Annotated in this window: 17 protein-coding genes; 9 read left to right on the top strand and 8 right to left on the bottom strand. The window is 64.2% G+C overall.

Going from position 1 to position 16,601, the window contains the following annotated elements:
* Positions 1-10 precede the first annotated feature (10 nt).
* Positions 11-205, top strand: coding sequence for a hypothetical protein (locus QRN70_RS22935; RefSeq protein ID WP_285420167.1), 195 nt, complete (start codon positions 11-13; stop codon positions 203-205).
* A 108-nt stretch (positions 206-313) separates the two neighbouring features.
* On the opposite strand, the gene QRN70_RS22930 is transcribed toward QRN70_RS22935, so the two are convergent.
* Positions 314-667: a DUF1428 domain-containing protein gene (locus tag QRN70_RS22930; protein WP_285420166.1), complete on the bottom strand. Its 354-nt coding sequence runs from the start codon at positions 665-667 to the stop codon at positions 314-316.
* A 2-nt stretch (positions 668-669) separates the two neighbouring features.
* A complete protein-coding gene (locus tag QRN70_RS22925) occupies positions 670-1,749 on the bottom strand; it encodes a hypothetical protein (RefSeq protein WP_285420165.1) in 1,080 nt (359 codons plus the stop codon).
* 227 nt (positions 1,750-1,976) lie between these two features.
* Here QRN70_RS22925 and QRN70_RS22920 point away from each other — a divergent pair, with 227 nt between their 5' ends.
* Positions 1,977-2,249: a hypothetical protein gene (locus QRN70_RS22920; protein ID WP_285420366.1), complete on the top strand. Its 273-nt coding sequence runs from the start codon at positions 1,977-1,979 to the stop codon at positions 2,247-2,249.
* 97 nt (positions 2,250-2,346) lie between these two features.
* On the opposite strand, the gene QRN70_RS22915 is transcribed toward QRN70_RS22920, so the two are convergent.
* Positions 2,347-3,411: a hypothetical protein gene (locus tag QRN70_RS22915; RefSeq protein ID WP_285420164.1), complete on the bottom strand. Its 1,065-nt coding sequence runs from the start codon at positions 3,409-3,411 to the stop codon at positions 2,347-2,349.
* A gap of 108 nt (positions 3,412-3,519) precedes the next feature.
* On the bottom strand, positions 3,520-3,723 hold the full coding sequence (locus tag QRN70_RS22910; protein WP_285420163.1) for a hypothetical protein: 204 nt from the start codon (positions 3,721-3,723) through the stop codon (positions 3,520-3,522).
* 243 nt (positions 3,724-3,966) lie between these two features.
* On the opposite strand from QRN70_RS22910, the gene QRN70_RS22905 reads away from it, so the two are divergent.
* The 4 genes from QRN70_RS22905 to paoC all read left to right on the top strand — a co-directional run bounded on the left by QRN70_RS22905 (position 3,967) and on the right by paoC (position 9,784).
* A complete protein-coding gene (locus tag QRN70_RS22905) occupies positions 3,967-5,721 on the top strand; it encodes an L-lactate permease (protein ID WP_285420162.1) in 1,755 nt (584 codons plus the stop codon).
* A 276-nt stretch (positions 5,722-5,997) separates the two neighbouring features.
* Positions 5,998-6,639 carry an aldehyde dehydrogenase iron-sulfur subunit PaoA gene (paoA, locus tag QRN70_RS22900; protein WP_285420161.1) on the top strand — a complete coding sequence of 214 codons (642 nt, stop codon included), beginning with the start codon at positions 5,998-6,000 and terminating at the stop codon, positions 6,637-6,639.
* Complete coding sequence (locus tag QRN70_RS22895; protein WP_285420160.1) at positions 6,636-7,592, top strand: FAD binding domain-containing protein; 957 nt, start codon at positions 6,636-6,638, stop codon at positions 7,590-7,592. The genes paoA and QRN70_RS22895 overlap by 4 nt, the downstream gene beginning before the upstream one ends.
* A complete protein-coding gene (gene paoC, locus QRN70_RS22890; RefSeq protein WP_285420159.1) occupies positions 7,589-9,784 on the top strand; it encodes an aldehyde oxidoreductase molybdenum-binding subunit PaoC in 2,196 nt (731 codons plus the stop codon). The genes QRN70_RS22895 and paoC overlap by 4 nt, the downstream gene beginning before the upstream one ends.
* 94 nt (positions 9,785-9,878) lie before the next feature.
* On the opposite strand, the gene QRN70_RS22885 is transcribed toward paoC, so the two are convergent.
* Positions 9,879-10,355, bottom strand: coding sequence for a (R)-mandelonitrile lyase (locus tag QRN70_RS22885; protein ID WP_285420158.1), 477 nt, complete (start codon positions 10,353-10,355; stop codon positions 9,879-9,881).
* 97 nt (positions 10,356-10,452) lie between these two features.
* Here QRN70_RS22885 and QRN70_RS22880 point away from each other — a divergent pair, with 97 nt between their 5' ends.
* Complete coding sequence (locus QRN70_RS22880) at positions 10,453-11,346, top strand: LysR family transcriptional regulator (protein ID WP_285420157.1); 894 nt, start codon at positions 10,453-10,455, stop codon at positions 11,344-11,346.
* 3 nt (positions 11,347-11,349) lie between these two features.
* Here the strand turns inward: QRN70_RS22880 and QRN70_RS22875 are convergent, their stop codons facing one another.
* Positions 11,350-12,294: an aldo/keto reductase gene (locus QRN70_RS22875; protein ID WP_285420156.1), complete on the bottom strand. Its 945-nt coding sequence runs from the start codon at positions 12,292-12,294 to the stop codon at positions 11,350-11,352.
* A gap of 112 nt (positions 12,295-12,406) precedes the next feature.
* On the opposite strand from QRN70_RS22875, the gene QRN70_RS22870 reads away from it, so the two are divergent.
* The gene (locus QRN70_RS22870) at positions 12,407-13,180 is read left to right on the top strand and encodes an alpha/beta hydrolase (protein ID WP_285420155.1); all 774 of its coding nucleotides are present in this window, start codon (positions 12,407-12,409) and stop codon (positions 13,178-13,180) included.
* A 445-nt stretch (positions 13,181-13,625) separates the two neighbouring features.
* Positions 13,626-14,492 (top strand): CAP domain-containing protein, encoded by an 867-nt coding sequence (locus tag QRN70_RS22865; protein ID WP_285420154.1) that lies wholly within the window; start codon positions 13,626-13,628, stop codon positions 14,490-14,492.
* 130 nt (positions 14,493-14,622) lie between these two features.
* On the opposite strand, the gene QRN70_RS22860 is transcribed toward QRN70_RS22865, so the two are convergent.
* Positions 14,623-15,255 carry a Vgb family protein gene (locus QRN70_RS22860; RefSeq protein ID WP_285420153.1) on the bottom strand — a complete coding sequence of 211 codons (633 nt, stop codon included), beginning with the start codon at positions 15,253-15,255 and terminating at the stop codon, positions 14,623-14,625.
* Positions 15,256-15,296: 41 nt separating this feature from the next.
* Positions 15,297-16,508: a helix-turn-helix domain-containing protein gene (locus tag QRN70_RS22855; protein ID WP_285420152.1), complete on the bottom strand. Its 1,212-nt coding sequence runs from the start codon at positions 16,506-16,508 to the stop codon at positions 15,297-15,299.
* Between the last annotated feature and the right edge of the window lie 93 nt (positions 16,509-16,601).

Here is a 16,601-nt window from a genome sequence, read left to right as displayed (position 1 = left end):
GGAGGACATCATGCGCGAGATCCTCAGCAAAGAACCCTGGTGGGCCCGACCGCCGCACCCCGGACAGAATGAACAGGAACTGGAATGGGGCTGGCTGGTGCATTACAGCGAGGGCGAGCCGCGTTTCGAATTCGTCCGCGAACGGCCCACCGACGAGCAGATTCGCAACCGCAAGGGCTGCCGGATCACACCGTCGGCAGAATGACCGGCAGGCGCACGCGGCCTTGCCGGCGCAGGCGTCGCGACACGACGATCGCCTTCGCCGGCGAGCGCGTACAGCGCGGCGCAGGTTGACGGCGCCCGCGCGCCGGCATCAGGCCTGAAGCAGGAAATTGAACCCGCCGTAGATCATTCGCTGACCGTCGAACGGCATGGGATTGGCGTCCGGCTGCATGCGCGGGTCCTGCATCATTTTCGCCATGCCGGCGTCGCGGGTGGCCTTGTCCGGCCAGACCAGCCAGCCGGATACCACGGTTTCGCCTTCCTTGAGTTTCACCGCCATCGGGAATGAAGTGACCTTGCCGTCGGGCACGTCATCGCCCCAGCATTCGGCCACGCTCAGGGCGCCGTATTCCTTGAACAGTTTCGCCGCGACCTCGCAGTGCTGCTTGTACTGCTCACGATTGGCGTTCGGCACGGGTGCAACAAAAATATCGACGTAAGACATGCTTATTCTCCGGTTACGGTGGGGACGATCTGCTGATTGGTCGTTTCCGGCGGCCGCCATTCGACACGGTTGGCGCCCAGTCCGACCGACGGTTGCTCGCGCCCGTCGAGATTGCCCTCGATCTGTCCCGCCATGTGCAGCGTCCCGGCCATCACGCCGGTGGTGGGGTTTTGCACCAGTTTCAGCCAGGCCTTGTCGAAGGTGTTGCCCAGGCTGCTGCGGATCAGCGCTTCGCTGTCCGGGCGGTCGTTGGCCTGGATGATCGCGCGGATGCCCGCCACGCCCACCGAGATCATCGCCCCGGCAAGTTTCCCCGCCGCCGCTGCGACCGCGCTGGCCGCGCCGCGCGGGGCCATTTCCGCTTCCATGCGCTGGCTGGCGCGCTTGGCCACCGGGGCCATGCCGGCGTCGGTCGAGGCAATGCCCTTGGCGCCGCCGTCAGTGTGGATCTTGTCGATCAGCGCGGCGTAGGCCGGCAAAGTGTTCAGCGGCTCGGTGCTGACGATCTGGTACAGCGAGGCATCGCGGGCCGGCGGCGGGCCGAGGCTGATGGCCGGGATCTTCTGCAAATGGCCGTTGAGCTGGGCCAGCGGCACGCCGTGACGCTGGGCGATGAGCGGCATCTGCTGCGCCATCAGTTGCGCGTAGTAGGCCGTCGACTGGCCGAGAATTGCATCCGGATCGATTTCCACCGCCACCGGTGCCAGCACCCTTTGTTGATATTGCTCAAGCAGATACGCCGCCAGACGCCTGGCCGAGGCGTCCTGCTCGCCGCCGGCACTGATGGTGTACCAGCTGACTTTCATCGACAGCCATTCCTGGGTCCAGTAGCTGCTGAACCAGGGGATGAAATTTTCTTCAGTTTGCTCATAGACGCGAGTGCGCCAATGTTCCATCGAGCCACGGGCGAACACCTTGACCTGCTCGGTGGCCTGCTGTGACGCCGCGAGGATTTCGCGGTCGATCTGCTGCCAGGTTGCCGGTGCGACCACCACCGCCGGCGCCGTCACCGGGGCCCGCGCCGAGGTGGCGCAGCCGGCCAGTAACACCAGGGCGGCAACGATCAGCGCACGCAGGTTCACGGTGGCGGTGTCCTTCAATGGCCTTCGGGCCGGATGCCCGGAAGAATCTCGAGGAGATGACATGAGTATAGGTGCGCGCTGCCCGCCGTTTATCCGCCGGTCTGCCGGAGCGCGACAACGCGCAACCATCACTGACGTCGATATTCACCATTGCGACGATTGCCTTCCGCCACCCGGGCGCATGGCTCAGGATTCACTCATCCGACACACAACGAGGCGTTCACATCATGATTCGTACCGTCACCCTCTCCGTGAGTTTCCCGGTGTTCGGCAGCAACTACTACGACCAGCACGTCGTGCCACGCAAGGCCCGGGCGCTGGTGTTCAACGATGATTTCGAAGATCTGCTGATGCCCGCCGCCAGCAATCATTTCAGCAATGAAGTGGTCGGCCTCAACGATCAGTTCCGCTTTCTGAGCGACATACTCGCCACCCATTTGCTGGATCTCGAGGCCGCAGCGCCTGCGCGTTCCCGCGTCCGGGCGAGCGCTCATTTTTAATCGCCGCAGCACCCCGCGCCGCAGACCGCGACAGCGGACATGAAAAAGCCCACTGGCCTTAACGGCGCAGTGGGCTTTTTTGGCTCAAGGCTCCAGGTCAGTGTCTCCAGCACTTGGGGAAGCGCGAGCAAACATCGTACTGCGCATCCATTTGAGCCATGCGCGCAAGGTGCTGATCGACGGTCTCGGCCAGTACCTCCTTCTTCGCCTGGAAAAAGAACGGGATCATCGCCTGCTCACGCTCGATCAGCGCCGCGGTGCTGCGCTTGTCCGAGGCAGCGTCGGTGCCGGCCCACGCTTGCAGCTGCTTGTCGTCGACGCTGCGCAGGCGCTGGCGGTATTCGTCGTTGGCGCGTTGCAACGCGCGTGCCGTGTGGCTGCCGACCGCTTGATCGAACGTGACCAGGTTCTGCCGATACAGCGCCCAGTAGTCGTCCGGCATGGCGAAGCCGATTTTGGCCTTGCGCTCGCTGATCAGCGAATCGAGCTTTTCCGGCGGAAAGGCCACCGGGTTGTCGTTGATGGTTTTGGCCGTCATCACCACAATCAGGCTGCGACTGACGAGGCGCTCGATCAGCGCCGTGCGCTCGGGGGTGTCCGCGAGCGCCACCGGCGGTTGCGGGAAGATCGGGTTACGCCCGTAACACGCCGGCAGACTGCCCGGTTTGATCAGCAGCGGGGTGCGCACGTCCTCGCCGTCGACCCGTTGCAGGCGCTGCAGCATAATCGAGCACTGGCGCCCGACGAGACTGAAGCTCACCTCGTATTCGGCACCGCGTTCCGGCTTCAAGGTGAAGCCCGAGCCGCAAGTGGCGTATCCGGTCTGGGTATGGATGCGCAGGTGCACGTCCTGTTCGGGCGGCAATTTGATTTCGAGGTAGCCGCGCGCCTTCTCCGGCGCCGCGACGCTCATGCCGACCCGGCGCTGACTGTTGGCGATAAACAGATTGTTCAACACACCCGTGGTCTGGCCGTCGCAATGCTCGGCGTCGAAGTAATCGATGGTGGCGTTGTCGGTGCTGGCGACGAAACGCAACTTGGCGGCGTCCGGTGCGCTGGAGTCCTGATAAGTGCCCATCTGGGAGCAACCGACGAGCAACAAAGCGCTCGACACAACGCTGAACAGCGCGGGCAAACCGCGCAGAAATGAAGCGGCAGGCATGATCATCCTTGTAGGAAGGGGCGAAAAGGCGCCGATGCTACTGAATTGCCATCATTGCGTCCATCCCGCCCCGCCTGCCGGGTCCGGCTTGCGCCGGACAGCATTCGCTCAGTCGTCGTCGCGGTCGCGACGGTGATAGCGGCGGTCGTCGTCACCATCGTCCCAACGGTCACGCCGGTCGTGATCGTAATAACGTCCATGGTCGCGGTCGTAATGCCGGCCATGGCGGTGGTCATCATCAAAATCCGCCACACAACCGCCCAGCAGTACGGCGGCGGAAACGGTGAGCAACAGCGTGGTAGCGCGCTTCATTCAAATTTTCCCTAAAACCGAGGTCTTGACGACGGAAACGGCCAGCGCAGCCACCTCTTCGCGGCGTGGTCCGCGCAGCCGCTGATACGACCGGGTAAATCGTCGATGATTCACTGGCCGCGCACGACCGTTGATCGGCCCGGCGCCCCGGCCCGAACGGCGGCGAAATGCCACCTATACTGCTTGCTACCTACCCCCATGCAATGGATCTGCACCCTCGATAACAAAAAGCAGAGGTGGACCATGGTCTGGCAGCAAATCTACGACCCGTTCGGCAACCCGCTGATCTCGACGCTCATGGCCGCCGTGCCGGTGGTGGTGATGCTCGCGGCGCTGGCCTTCTTCCACGTCAAGGCGCACCTGGCGGCCCTGCTGGCCCTGGCCTCGGCGCTGCTGATCTCGATTTTCGCCTTCGGCATGCCGGCGAGCATGGCCGGTTCGGCGGCGTTGTTCGGCGCGGCCAACGGCTTGCTGCCGATCGGCTGGATCGTCCTCAACATCATCTTTCTGCACCGTCTGACCACCGAGAACGGCTCGTTCAAGGTGCTGCAGGATTCCCTCGCGCGCATCACCGATGACCGTCGCCTGCAATTGCTGTTGATCGCGTTCTGTTTCGGCGCGTTTTTCGAAGGCGCCGCCGGGTTCGGCACACCGGTGGCCGTCACCGGGGCGATCCTCATTGGCCTGGGTTTTTCGCCGCTGGCAGCCTCCGGCCTGGCGCTGATCGCCAACACCGCGCCGGTCGCCTTCGGCGCGCTCGGCACACCGATCATCACCCTGGCCAAGGTCACCGGGCTGGATGAAATGGAGCTGTCGATGATGGTTGGCCGGCAGTTGCCGTTCTTCTCGGTGCTGGTGCCGTTCTGGCTGATCTGGGCATTCGCCGGCTGGCGCAAGATGCTCGAGATCTGGCCGGCGATCCTGGTGGCCGGGGTGAGTTTCGCCGTGCCGCAATTCCTAGTGTCGAACTATCACGGGCCAATGCTGGTGGACGTGATCGCCGCGCTGATTTCCATGGCCTGCCTGACACTGTTCCTCAAGGTGTGGAAACCGGCGACCATCCACACCTCGGCCGCGCTGTCGGGCCGCGTCGACAATTCGCAAGTCGCCGAGGAAAAGATCACCGCCACCGCGGCGTTCAGCGACCAGGCACGGCCGGCAGTGATGCGCGCGTGGATGCCATGGATCATCCTCACTGTGTTCGTGTTCGCCTGGGGCACCCAGGGCTTCAAGAACATTTTCGACGTGCGCCCGGCCATCGACCCGGTCACCCAGTCGGCCAGACTCGATGCGCAAGGCAAACCGGTCAATGAAGCCAATCCGATTTTCGCCCCGGCCGTGACCTTCACCACGCTGCATCTGCAAGTGCAGAAAGTGCCGCCCGTGGTGCCTGCGCCGAAGGCCGAAGAGGCGGTGTACAAGTTCACCTGGTTCACCGCCACCGGCAGCGGCATCCTGCTCGCCGCCATCGTCGGTGGCTTGCTGATGGGTTATTCGATCCCACAATTGCTCAGGCAATACCTGCGCACGTTGTGGGTGGTGCGCTTTTCGCTGATCACCATCGCGGCGATGCTGGCGCTGGGTTTCCTCACGCGCTATTCGGGACTGGATGCGACCATGGGCCTGGCGTTCGCCGCGACCGGGATCTTCTACCCGATGTTCGGCACCCTGCTCGGCTGGCTCGGCGTGGCGCTGACCGGCTCCGACACGGCTTCCAACGTGCTGTTCGGTGGTCTGCAACGGGTCACGTCGGAACAGCTGGGCCTGAGCCCGGTGCTGATGGCGGCAGCGAACAGCTCTGGCGGGGTGATGGGCAAAATGGTCGACGCGCAGTCGATCGTCGTCGCCTCTACCGCCACGCGCTGGTACGGCCACGAGGGCGAGATTCTGCGCTACGTGTTCTTCCACTCGATCGTGCTGGCGATTCTGGTGGGCGGGCTGGTGACGTTGCAGGCGTACGTCGCGCCGTTCACCCACATGGTGGTGGGCGGGCATTAAACACAATACCTGTGGGAACGGGCTTGCCCGCGATGGTGGTGTCTCATTTCAGCAATAGGCTGACTAAGACGACGTCATCGCTGGCAAGCCAGCTCCCACGGGGTCAAGCATCCCCGCTTATTAATGAATTCTGCGCATAACTCTATAGCGCAAATCGGCAAAAACCTTTTCCCCTCCGTACAGGTCATTCCTAGAACAGAACGAGACTGGCAACCACGCCGGCGTGCCCGAGCGGGTCATTCGAAACCTGCCGCCTGATTCAGAGGAAGACCAGCCATGAACGACCAGCAACCCCGAGCGTTTTCCCGACGCCGGTTCCTGATTCTCGGCGTCGTGACCGCCACCGCGTTTGCGATGCCCCCTTTCATCAGCCTCAAGGCCTACGCGGCCAATCTGGAGCAACCGGCCATGGCCAAGGTGACAATCGCGGTCAACGGTAAACCGCAGACCCTGGAAATCGATACCCGTACCACCCTGCTCGATGCCTTGCGCGAACACCTGCACCTGACCGGCAGCAAAAAGGGCTGCGACCACGGCCAGTGTGGCGCGTGCACGGTGATCGCCGACGGCCGGCGGATCAATTCCTGCCTGAGCCTGGCGGTGATGCACGACGGCGCCGCCGTCACCACCATCGAAGGCCTCGGCATGCCGGACAACCTGCACCCGATGCAGGCGGCGTTCATCAAGCACGACGGTTATCAATGCGGCTATTGCACGCCGGGGCAGATCTGCTCGGCGGTGGCGGTGCTCAAGGAAATCCGCGACGGCATCCCCAGCCACGTCAGCCCCAGCCTGACCGAAGCGCCGCAATTGATCGCCAGCGAATTCCAGGAACGCATGAGCGGCAACATCTGCCGCTGCGGCGCCTACTCGAACATCATCGAAGCAATCAGTGAAGTCGCGGAGGTGCCGGCATGAGACCGTTCAATTACAGCCGCGCCGACTCCCCCGCCGCAGCCGCCGCGCTGGCGGCACAAGTGCAAGGCGCCCGATTCATCGCCGGCGGCACCAACCTGCTGGACCTGATGAAACTCGACATCGAGACGCCGCCACAACTGATCGACGTCAATCACCTCGGTCTCGACCAGATCGAAGCCACGCCCGACGGCGGCTTGCGTATCGGCGCGCTGGTGCGCAACACCGACCTGGCCGCCGACAGCCGCGTACGCAAGGACTACGCCCTGCTCTCCCGCGCCCTGCTTGCCGGCGCTTCCGGGCAGCTGCGCAACATGGCGAGCACCGCCGGCAATCTGCTGCAACGCACCCGTTGCCCGTATTTTTATGACGTCAATCAGGCCTGCAACAAACGCCAGCCCGGCAGCGGTTGCGCAGCGATTGGCGGGGTCAGTCGACAGCTCGGCATCATCGGTGTCAGCGAGGCCTGTATCGCCACCCACCCCAGCGACATGGCGATTGCCATGCGTGCCCTCGATGCGCAGGTTGAAACGGTCAAACCCGACGGCAGCACCCGCAGCATCGCCATCGCCGATTTCCATCAACTGCCGGGCAACACGCCGCACATCGAAACCAGCCTGACGCCCGGCGAGTTGATCACTGCGGTGACTTTGCCCGCGCCGGTCGGCGGCACGCATATTTATCACAAGGTGCGCGATCGCTCGTCGTACGCCTTTGCTCTGGTATCGGTCGGTCTGATTCTGCACAAGGACGGCAGCGGCCGTGTCGCGGTCGGCGGTATCGCGCCGAAACCGTGGCGGGTCGAAGCCGCTGACGCGTTGCTGGCCAAAGGTGCCAAAGCCGTCAGCGAACGCCTGCTTGACGGCGCCACACCGACCCACGACAACCAATTCAAACTGACCCTGGTCGAGCGCACGCTCGGCTCGGTGTTGGCGCAAGCGAGGGATGAAGCATGAAATTCGACACGCCCGCCACCACCAACCCGATCGACCAGTTGAAGGTCATCGGCAAGCCCACCGACCGCATCGAAGGGCCGCTGAAAACCAGCGGCCAGGCCCCGTATGCCTACGAGCAACATCAGGCCGTGGCGAATCAGGCTTACGGTTTCATGGTCGGTTCGGCCATCGCCAAGGGCCGCATCAGCCACATTGATCTCGACGCTGCCGAAGCGGCGCCCGGCGTGCTGGCCATCGTTACCGCCGCCAATGCCGGCAAGCTTGGCAAAGGAAAGTACAACTCGGCGCCGCTGCTGGCCGGGCCCGAGGTGCAGCACTATCACCAGGCCGTGGCGCTGGTCGTCGCCGAAACCTTCGAACAGGCCCGTGCTGCCGCGCAACTGGTCAAGGTCGATTACGTCGCCGCCAAAGGCGAGTTTGAACTGGCCAACGTACGTGACCAGGGCGTTGAAGACGATGAGTTGCCCGACGTCACCCACGGCGATTTCGACTCGGCCTTCGCCGCCGCGCCGGTCAAGTTCGACCAGACCTACACCACCCCCGATCAATCCCACGCGATGATGGAACCGCACGCCACGCTGGCTGCATGGAAAGGTGATCATCTGACCTTGTGGACCTCCAACCAGATGATCGCCTGGAGCGTCGGCGACGTCGCCACCACCCTGGGCCTGCCCAAGGAAAACGTGCGCCTGATCTCGCCCTACATTGGCGGCGGCTTCGGCGGCAAACTGTTCATTCGTGCCGACGCGATCCTCGCCGCCCTCGGTGCGCGCCTGGCCAACCGCCCGGTGAAAGTCGCCCTCGCCCGCCCGCAGATGGCCAACAACACTACCCACCGCCCGGCCACGATCCAGCGCATTCGCCTGGGCGCCACGGCGGACGGCAAGCTCAGCGCCATCGCTCACGAAGGCTGGTCGGGCAACCTCAAGGACGGCAAAGTCGAGGTCGCCGCACAACCGAGCCAGCTGCTGTATGCCGGGGAAAACCGTCGGGTGACCATGCGCCGGGCGCCGCTGGATCTGCCGGAAGGCAATTCCATGCGCGCACCGGGTGAGGCGCCGGGGCTGATGGCACTGGAAATCGCCATGGACGAAATGGCCGAGCAGCTCAAGCTCGATCCGATCCAGTTCCGCATCCTCAATGACACGCAGGTCGATCCGGTGAAAACCGAGCGCCCGTTCTCCCAGCGGCGCCTGATCGAATGCCTGCAGACAGGCGCTGAGAAATTCGGCTGGAATCAGCGTAATGCCACGCCCGGAAGCCGTCGCGAAGGCCGCTGGCTGATCGGCATGGGGGTCGCTGCGGCGTTTCGCAACAACCTGCTGCTGAAGTCCGGCGCCCGGGTGCGGCTGGAGCGTGACGGCAAGGTCACGGTGGAAACCGACATGACGGACATCGGCACCGGCAGCTACACCATCATTGCCCAGACCGCGGCCGAGATGATGGGCGTGAACCTGGCAGACGTCAGCGTGCATTTGGGCGATTCGTCCTTCCCGGTGTCGTCCGGCTCCGGTGGCCAGTTCGGCGGTAACTGCTCGACGGCGGGCGTCTACGCTGCGTGCATGAAACTGCGCGAAGCGGTCGCCGGCAAACTCGGCATGAGCGGCAGCGACATCGAGTTTACCGACGGTCAGGTCCGGGCCGGCGGCAAGGCACTGCCGCTGCGCGATGCGGCGAAAAATGGCGTGATCGAGGCCGAGGACAGCATCGAATTCGCCGACCTCGCCAAGCAGTATCAGCAATCGACGTTCGGTGCGCATTTCGTCGAAGTGGCGGTGGACGCGGCGACCGGCGAAGTCCGCGTGCGGCGTATGCTCGCGGTGTGCGCAGCGGGGCGGATTCTCAACCCGAAAGCCGCGCGCAGCCAGGTAATCGGCGCGATGACCATGGGCGTCGGCGCGGCACTGATGGAAGAGCTGGCGGTGGACAAGCGCCTGGGCTTTTTCGTCAATCACGACCTCGCGGGATACGAGGTGCCGGTGCATGCTGACATCCCGCATCAGGAAGTGATTTTCCTCGACGAAACCGATCCGATTTCATCACCGATGAAAGCCAAGGGCGTCGGGGAACTGGGGATTTGCGGGGTGAGTGCGGCGGTCGCCAATGCCATCTACAACGCCACCGGAGCGCGGGTACGTGACTATCCGATCACTCTCGACAAGATCCTCGATTCGTTGCCGGAGATGATCTAGTCAGTTGCACATCCAAGCCCTCTCCCCGAGCGATATGGGGTGAGGGCTTCGGTAGCGCACTAGCACGGGATGCTAGTGGTCGAGGATGCGGAAGTTACTCCGATCTTGGGTACTGCGCCGCACTCACCTGCTCCATCCACTCCACCACCTCACCGTCCAGTACCTCGGCAATCGCAATGTGCGTCATCGCCGTGGTCGGCGCAGCGCCATGCCAGTGCTTCACCTGCGGCGCGATCCACACGGTATCGCCGGGGCGGATCTGGCGAACCGGTTGCCCCCACTCCTGCACAAAACCTGAACCGGCGGTGACGATCAGCGTCTGACCCAGCGGATGGGTATGCCATGCGGTGCGTGCGCCCGGCTCGAAAGTCACCGTGGCGCCGCTGACGCGCGCCGCATCGCTGCCCTTGAACGGCGCGTCAACGCGCACCGTGCCGGTGAACCAGTCGGCCGGGCCCCTGGCCGACGGTTGCGAGCCGTTGGGGGTGACAGTGACGCGGGGCGTTTCACTGGCCTGCGCCTCACCAGCAAGCAGGGAAAGGGTCAGCGCCGAAGCAGTAATCGGGTTCATGGCAATGCTCTCCAAAAGGGCCAGGCATCACTGTAACCAGCCAGACTCTTCAGATAATCGACTAGAATTCGAAAAAACTTATGCAGGACACTCATCAATGCTCCGAGAAAACGCCAGCGACCTGCTCGCCTTCCTTGCCGTGGCCCGCGAGCGCAGTTTCACCAAAGCGGCAGCCAGGCTCGGCGTCTCGCAATCGGCGCTGAGCCACACCATTCGCAGCCTCGAAGCCCGCCTCGGGTTGCGCCTGCTGACGCGTACCACGCGCAGCGTCTCGCCGACCGAGGCCGGCGAACACCTGCTGCAAACCGTCGGCCCGCGCTTCGAGGAAATCGAGCAGGAACTGGCCGCCCTGAGCACCCTGCGCGAAACGCCCGCCGGCAAGATTCGGATCAACGCCACCGATCATTCGCTGGACTGGCTGCTGCGCCCGGTGCTCAAACAATTCCTGCCCAAGTACCCGGACATCAGCGTGGAGGTGTGCTGCGACTACGGCTTTGTCGACATCGCCGGACAAGGCTTCGACGCCGGCGTGCGCCTGGGCGAAGACGTCGCGCAGGGCATGATCGCCACCCGCATCGGCCCGGACATGCGCATGGCAGTGGTCGGCGCGCCCGCCTACTTCGAGCGCCACGGCGTCCCTGAAACCCCACGCGACCTGACCCGTCACGCGTGCAACAACCTGCGCCTGCCCACCAACGGCGGCTTGTACACCTGGGAGTTCGAGAAGGATGGCGACAGCCTCAAAGTGCGCGTCTCCGGGCAGATCACCCTCAATGGCGTGTACCCGTTGCTCGACGCGGCACTGGACGGCTTCGGCCTGAGCTACATCCCGGAAAACATCGTCGCCCCGCATCTGGCCAGCGGTCGTTTGCATCAGGTGCTGCAGGACTGGTGCCCGACCTTCGCCGGTTACCACCTCTACTACCCGAGCCGACGCCAGGCAGCGCCGGCGTTTGCGTTATTGCTCGAGGCGCTGCGCTATCGCGGCTGAGGCCTAGCCAACCAGTGCGATCAACTGCTGGCGCTGCGCATCGGTGAGCATCGGCCCGAACCCGGCGCCAGCGTTGTCGGCCATGTAGCGCGGATTGCCGGTGCCGGGAATCACGCAGGTCACCGCCGGGTGTGCCAGGAGAAACTTCAGCGCCAGTTGCGGCCAGCTGTTGACCTGCACGTCCGACACCCACGCCGGCAACGGCTTGCCCTTGAGCCGCGCGAGCAGGTCGCCGCCACCGAACGGCCGGTTGCAGATCACCGCCACCCCGCGCTCGCGGCACAGCGGCAGGATGCGCTTCTCGACGCCGCGATCATCGAGGGCGTAGTTGATCTGCAAAAAATCGAGCTGTTCGGCCTTCAGTACCGACTCCACTTCATCGTAAGCCGACGGCGTGTAGTGGGTGATGCCGATATAGCGGATGCGCCCCTGCGCCTGCCATTCACGCAGGGTGGGCAGGTGGGTCTGCCAGTCGAGCAGGTTGTGGATCTGCATCAGGTCAATGCGTTCGGTGCGCAGCAGACGCAGCGACTGCTCCATCTGCGCGATGCCCGCCTCCCGGCCGCGCGTCCACACCTTGGTAGCCAGGAACGCCGGTGACCGTGGTTCGTGGATCGACAGCAGTTCGCCGGTGGTTTGCTCGGCGCGGCCGTACATGGGCGAACTGTCGATCACCGTACCGCCCTTGCGAAACAGCTCGGCGAGCACCGCCGGCAATTGCCTGTAGGCCGGCTCGCCAGGGGCGACGTCGAAGCCGCGATAGGTGCCCAGCCCCACCAACGGCAATGGCTCGGAGCTCGACGGGATGGCGCGGGTCTGCATGGTAGGGCCTCCGGTGACGCTCGGCGACGTGGCGGCGGCCAACGCCCGATCAAAGGTGAAGACCGCCGAAACCCCGGCAGCCAGCGTAAGCAAGCGGCGGCGCGAGTAACCTTGAGTGTGGCTCATGCCGGTTCCCCTGCTGCATGGATCTGTTGCACCTTGTGTGCGACGGCTGCCCGTCCGCGACGCTGGACTACACTGCGACAGCGAACACCCGTGCCCCGTTAAAGTTAGCCGAATGTCCAGAAAGCTGATGTCACTCGTCGCCTTGCTCATCGCCCTGTACCTGTTGCTGTGCGCAGCGCTGTTCATTTTTCAGCGCTCGCTGATCTATTTCCCGCAAGCCGACAGCGCCGTCACAGCGCCGGATTCGCGGATGAAACTGGAGATGCCGGATGCAGATGTCTGGGTGACCGTACGCGAGCATGCCGGACCGAAGGCACTGATCTACTTCGGCGGCAATGCCGAGGACGTGTCGCGCAATCTGCCGTCGTTCAGTGAAGCGTTTCCCGACTACGCGGTGTTTCTGCTCAACTACCGGGGATTCGGCGGCAGTGGTGGCTCCCCCTCGGAAGAAGCGATTGCCGAAGATGCCCTGGCGTTGTTCGATCAGGTGTACGCCAGCCATCCGCAAATCGCCGTGATCGGGCGCAGTTTGGGATCGGGGGTGGCGGTGCGATTGGCAAGTCAGCGCCCGGCAACGCAATTGATTCTGGTGACGCCGTACAACAGCCTCGAAGAACTCGCCGTCCGGCAATACCCCTGGGTGCCGGTGAAGTGGCTGCTGCGGGATCGTTTCGAATCGGGCCGCTATGCCGCGCACATTCGCGTGCCGACCTTGCTGCTGGCAGCCAGCGATGACGAGGTGATTCCACGGGCCGGCACCCAGCGGTTGCTCGAGAGCTTCCCCAAAGGCGTGGCGACCCTGCGGGTGGTGCCGGATTCGGGGCACAACTCGATTTCCGAGCGGGTGCAGTATCTGCAGTGGATGCAGGAAGTGCTCAATCGCTGATAGCCGATAATCGCGTTGGCTGAACCGGCCCCTTCGCGAACAGGCTCGCTCCCACCTTGGCCATGCGATCCCCCCGTGGGAGCGAGCCTGCTCGCGAAGACGCCAGCGCAAACAACACAAAATCCAGGCTTGCCCTGCCCTCCCATCTTGGCAATGCGTTACCCCTGTGGCAGCGAGCCTGCTCGCGAAGACGCCAGCGCAAACAACACAAAATCCACGCGTGCCCTGCCCACCCACCTCGATAATGCGTTACCCCTGTGGGAGCGAGCCTGCTCGCGAAGGCGCCATTACAGACAACACAATATCCGGCTCGCCTGCCCCGCATCAGCCCAGCAAAAAAGCCAGGTGGCCAGCATGAACCAAGTCGCAAAAGCCCAGTCCTAGTGGCGCCGTATTCTGCGGCTGCCTCCTTCAGCACTGTCTTTTTTCCAGAGCCTGCCGTCCCATGCGCCATGCCGTTCGCTCATCACGCTTCGTTTCGCTGTGCCTGTTGCTCCTGTCGCCCCTTTTCGCCTCTTACGCCACTGCCAGTGCGGAACGGCAATTGGTGGCGGCCATCAACGACTTCCGTGCCCACCCCCAGCGCTGCGATCGCCGCCCGGCACAACGCCTGGCGCCGCTGGCGCTGAAGCCGAATCTGGCGCTGCCGATCGGTTATGGCTACGGCGGTGGCCTGCGTGAGGCGCTGAAAGCCTCGGGTTATGCGGCGGTCACAGTGCGCAGCATCCGCATCATCGGTGCCGCAGATGCCGAAGAGGCGTTCGATCAGTTGCAGAGCACTCACTGTGGCGCGCTGCTCGACGGCCAGTACGCCGACATCGGCGTCAGCCGCACGCGCAGCGAGTGGCAAGTGGTGCTGGCGCGGCCGGTGCTCGACAGTCGCGTGGGTGACAGCCGCAGCGTCGGCCAGGCCTTGCTCGCCGAGGTCAACGCCGCCCGGGCGCGCCCGCGGATGTGCGGCCGCCAGCGCTTTGCCGCCGCGCGACCGCTGAGCTGGAGTGCCGCCCTCGGCGCAGCGGCCCAGGGACACAGCAAGGCCATGGCCTACGGCAATTACTTCGCCCACCGCGACCCGGACGGCGACCTGCCGGCGGATCGCGCCCGGGCGGCGGGTTACCGTGGGCGGCAGATCGGTGAAAACATCGCCGCCGGACAGAGCTCGCCCAGCAAGGCAATGGCCGGTTGGCTGGCCAGCCCCGGGCATTGCGCCAACCTGATGAACCCGATGTTCACCCAGGTCGGCGCCGGGTTTGCCAGTGAGGCGCGCAGTGATGAGGGGGTGTACTGGACGATGGTGTTCGGTGCGCCTTGATTCGCTTGAGAGATTTCAGTGCTGCAACTGGCACCTTCGCGAGCAGGCTCGCTCCCACATGGGTTCAGCGTTAACCGGACAAATGTGGGAGCGAGCCTACTCGCGAAAGGGTTGCAACAGACAACACCAATCACTTGGGCCGCCGCACCGCCCGCAGCCGCCCACTCCCTCCGCCGCCACAATAAAAGCGCTCGCCGCCATCCGCTTCCAGACCGGAAACGCCCATCCCGGCGGGCATCTTCAGGCTTTCCAGTACCTCGCCGTCTTGCGGATCGATGCGCCGCAACTCGCTTTCATCACCTTCCCAGGTGCCATGCCACAAGGCCCCTTCCACCCAGGTCACGCCGGTGACGAAACGGTTCGACGCCAGCGTGCGCAGGATCTCGCCGGTATCCGGATCAACCTGATGGATCTTGCGCTCGCGATACTGGCCGATCCACAGCGAACCTTCCGCCCAGGCCATCCCCGAATCGTTGCCGCCACCCGGCGCGGGGATCGTATTGAGCACTTGCCCGGTGGTGGGGTCGATTTTCTGAATCCGGCTGTCGGCGATCTGGAACAGATGCTTGCCGTCGAATGCGGTGCCGGCGTCAGCACCGACCTTGATCGTACGCACGGTTTCACCGCTGGCCGGATCCAGCGCATTGAGCTGACCGTCGCTGGCGAACCACACGTGCTGGCCGTCGAAAGTCACGCCGTGGACACGCTCGACGCCGTCGAACGGGCCGTACTCACGAAGGATTTCTGCGTTTGTCTGTTTCATGCTGCCTTCCTCGCGGGTGGGTAAGTCTGGGTGAGTCCAGCCTAGCCATTGCCCAACGACACCGGGAGTAACAAGATCGTCGCGAAACCCGGCACCGGCGGCGTCATCCAGCGTCGCGTGCGGCCCATGCCAAATGCCTGAACCTTGTCGTTTGCCGCCAGCACTTGCAGTTCGCGCTGCACCTGACGCTGGCTGCACCCCAGCACCAGCGCAAGGGCGGAACTCGACCATGCCTCACCGTCAGCCAGCAACGCCAACAGCGCGGCGTGGCGGTCTTCGACCGGTAAGGCCAGAACCGCCACATCCGCTGCCACCAACGTAAACCCCCGAGCGGTCGCGCTGATCCCGGCCAACCCCTGTAACACCGAGCGCAACCTACCGATTTCGACCCGCAGGCGGGCGCGCTGGGATTGATCATCGAGTTTCAAGCCAAAGGCCCTGGCGACCAGTGCCTCTCTCGAAACATCACCCGGCCAGGCTTCGGCGAGTGAGCGGGCCAAGATGAGCAACACCGGTCGCGTCGCCAGCGTCACCGTCATACCGGCGCCACGGACGCTGTAGCGACAGGCATCGACCACCAGCGTCGGCGAAGCGAACAGTGTTTCTACCTGAGGCAAAGTGATCGGTTGCCACTGACCACCGCAGAGCAACCGGGCGCAGGGAACATCGAGGAGACGCTGGGCATGCTCGACCTCGGCAGTCAGTGCCCTGATGCCGGCCAGCTGCGCAGCGTGTTGCGCCTGCTGCAGCGCCGCCCGGGCCTTGCGCGCCTGCACCCGGCGCAAGGCGATGCCCGCGGTCAACAGTTCATGGGCAGCGCGCAAAGCCGCGGGTAACGCTGCCGGATCAAGCTCAACGAGCAACGTCTCGGCCTGGTCCAGTTCACCGATCAGCAACAAGCGGCGAATCTGCAGATAGCGCGCGTGGAAAGCGTTTGGCCTGTCACCGTGCTCCTGCAAGATCTGCCGCGCAGCCTCAAGTGCCTTGACCGGCCAGCCCAGATCGCGCGCAGCCAATGCCACTTCCGCCTCGGCCACCACACACCGCGCCCGGAACAGCGGCTCATTGGCGCCGAATGCTTTCACCGCTCGCTGCAACAACGCCTTGGCGCGGGCCAGTTCACCGAGCTGCGCCATGGCGATACCGCGCAGGGCCAATGCCGGCGGATCTTCGCGCAGCGCGATCAGATTCAACGCGGCCAGCGGCTCACCCGCCGCCAATGCTCGGCCAGCGGCGTTGATCAGTGAGTCCATGGTGCATTCATCTCTGCGGGCGCTCCGGTGAAAATCCGCTTTAACGTCTATGTTGAAAATCAGTGTTTAAGTACGTTTAAAACCACTTGATAG

It is taken from the genome of Pseudomonas sp. efr-133-TYG-5, assembly GCF_030209175.1.
In the GTDB taxonomy this organism is placed as follows: Bacteria; Pseudomonadota; Gammaproteobacteria; order Pseudomonadales; family Pseudomonadaceae; genus Aquipseudomonas.
Note: the sequence above shows the minus strand (reverse complement) of the source record. Positions and strands in the feature narration are given on the sequence as shown.

Coding starts and splice junctions, on each gene's coding strand:
- QRN70_RS22935 (WP_285420167.1), top strand. CDS start 11: ATGCGCGAGATCCTCAGCAAAGAACCCTGGTGGGCCCGACCGCCGCAC.
- QRN70_RS22930 (WP_285420166.1), bottom strand. CDS start 667: ATGTCTTACGTCGATATTTTTGTTGCACCCGTGCCGAACGCCAATCGT.
- QRN70_RS22920 (WP_285420366.1), top strand. CDS start 1,977: ATGATTCGTACCGTCACCCTCTCCGTGAGTTTCCCGGTGTTCGGCAGC.
- QRN70_RS22915 (WP_285420164.1), bottom strand. CDS start 3,411: ATGCCTGCCGCTTCATTTCTGCGCGGTTTGCCCGCGCTGTTCAGCGTT.
- QRN70_RS22910 (WP_285420163.1), bottom strand. CDS start 3,723: ATGAAGCGCGCTACCACGCTGTTGCTCACCGTTTCCGCCGCCGTACTG.
- QRN70_RS22905 (WP_285420162.1), top strand. CDS start 3,967: ATGGTCTGGCAGCAAATCTACGACCCGTTCGGCAACCCGCTGATCTCG.
- paoA (WP_285420161.1), top strand. CDS start 5,998: ATGAACGACCAGCAACCCCGAGCGTTTTCCCGACGCCGGTTCCTGATT.
- QRN70_RS22895 (WP_285420160.1), top strand. CDS start 6,636: ATGAGACCGTTCAATTACAGCCGCGCCGACTCCCCCGCCGCAGCCGCC.
- paoC (WP_285420159.1), top strand. CDS start 7,589: ATGAAATTCGACACGCCCGCCACCACCAACCCGATCGACCAGTTGAAG.
- QRN70_RS22885 (WP_285420158.1), bottom strand. CDS start 10,355: ATGAACCCGATTACTGCTTCGGCGCTGACCCTTTCCCTGCTTGCTGGT.
- QRN70_RS22880 (WP_285420157.1), top strand. CDS start 10,453: ATGCTCCGAGAAAACGCCAGCGACCTGCTCGCCTTCCTTGCCGTGGCC.
- QRN70_RS22875 (WP_285420156.1), bottom strand. CDS start 12,294: ATGAGCCACACTCAAGGTTACTCGCGCCGCCGCTTGCTTACGCTGGCT.
- QRN70_RS22870 (WP_285420155.1), top strand. CDS start 12,407: ATGTCCAGAAAGCTGATGTCACTCGTCGCCTTGCTCATCGCCCTGTAC.
- QRN70_RS22865 (WP_285420154.1), top strand. CDS start 13,626: ATGCGCCATGCCGTTCGCTCATCACGCTTCGTTTCGCTGTGCCTGTTG.
- QRN70_RS22860 (WP_285420153.1), bottom strand. CDS start 15,255: ATGAAACAGACAAACGCAGAAATCCTTCGTGAGTACGGCCCGTTCGAC.
- QRN70_RS22855 (WP_285420152.1), bottom strand. CDS start 16,508: ATGGACTCACTGATCAACGCCGCTGGCCGAGCATTGGCGGCGGGTGAG.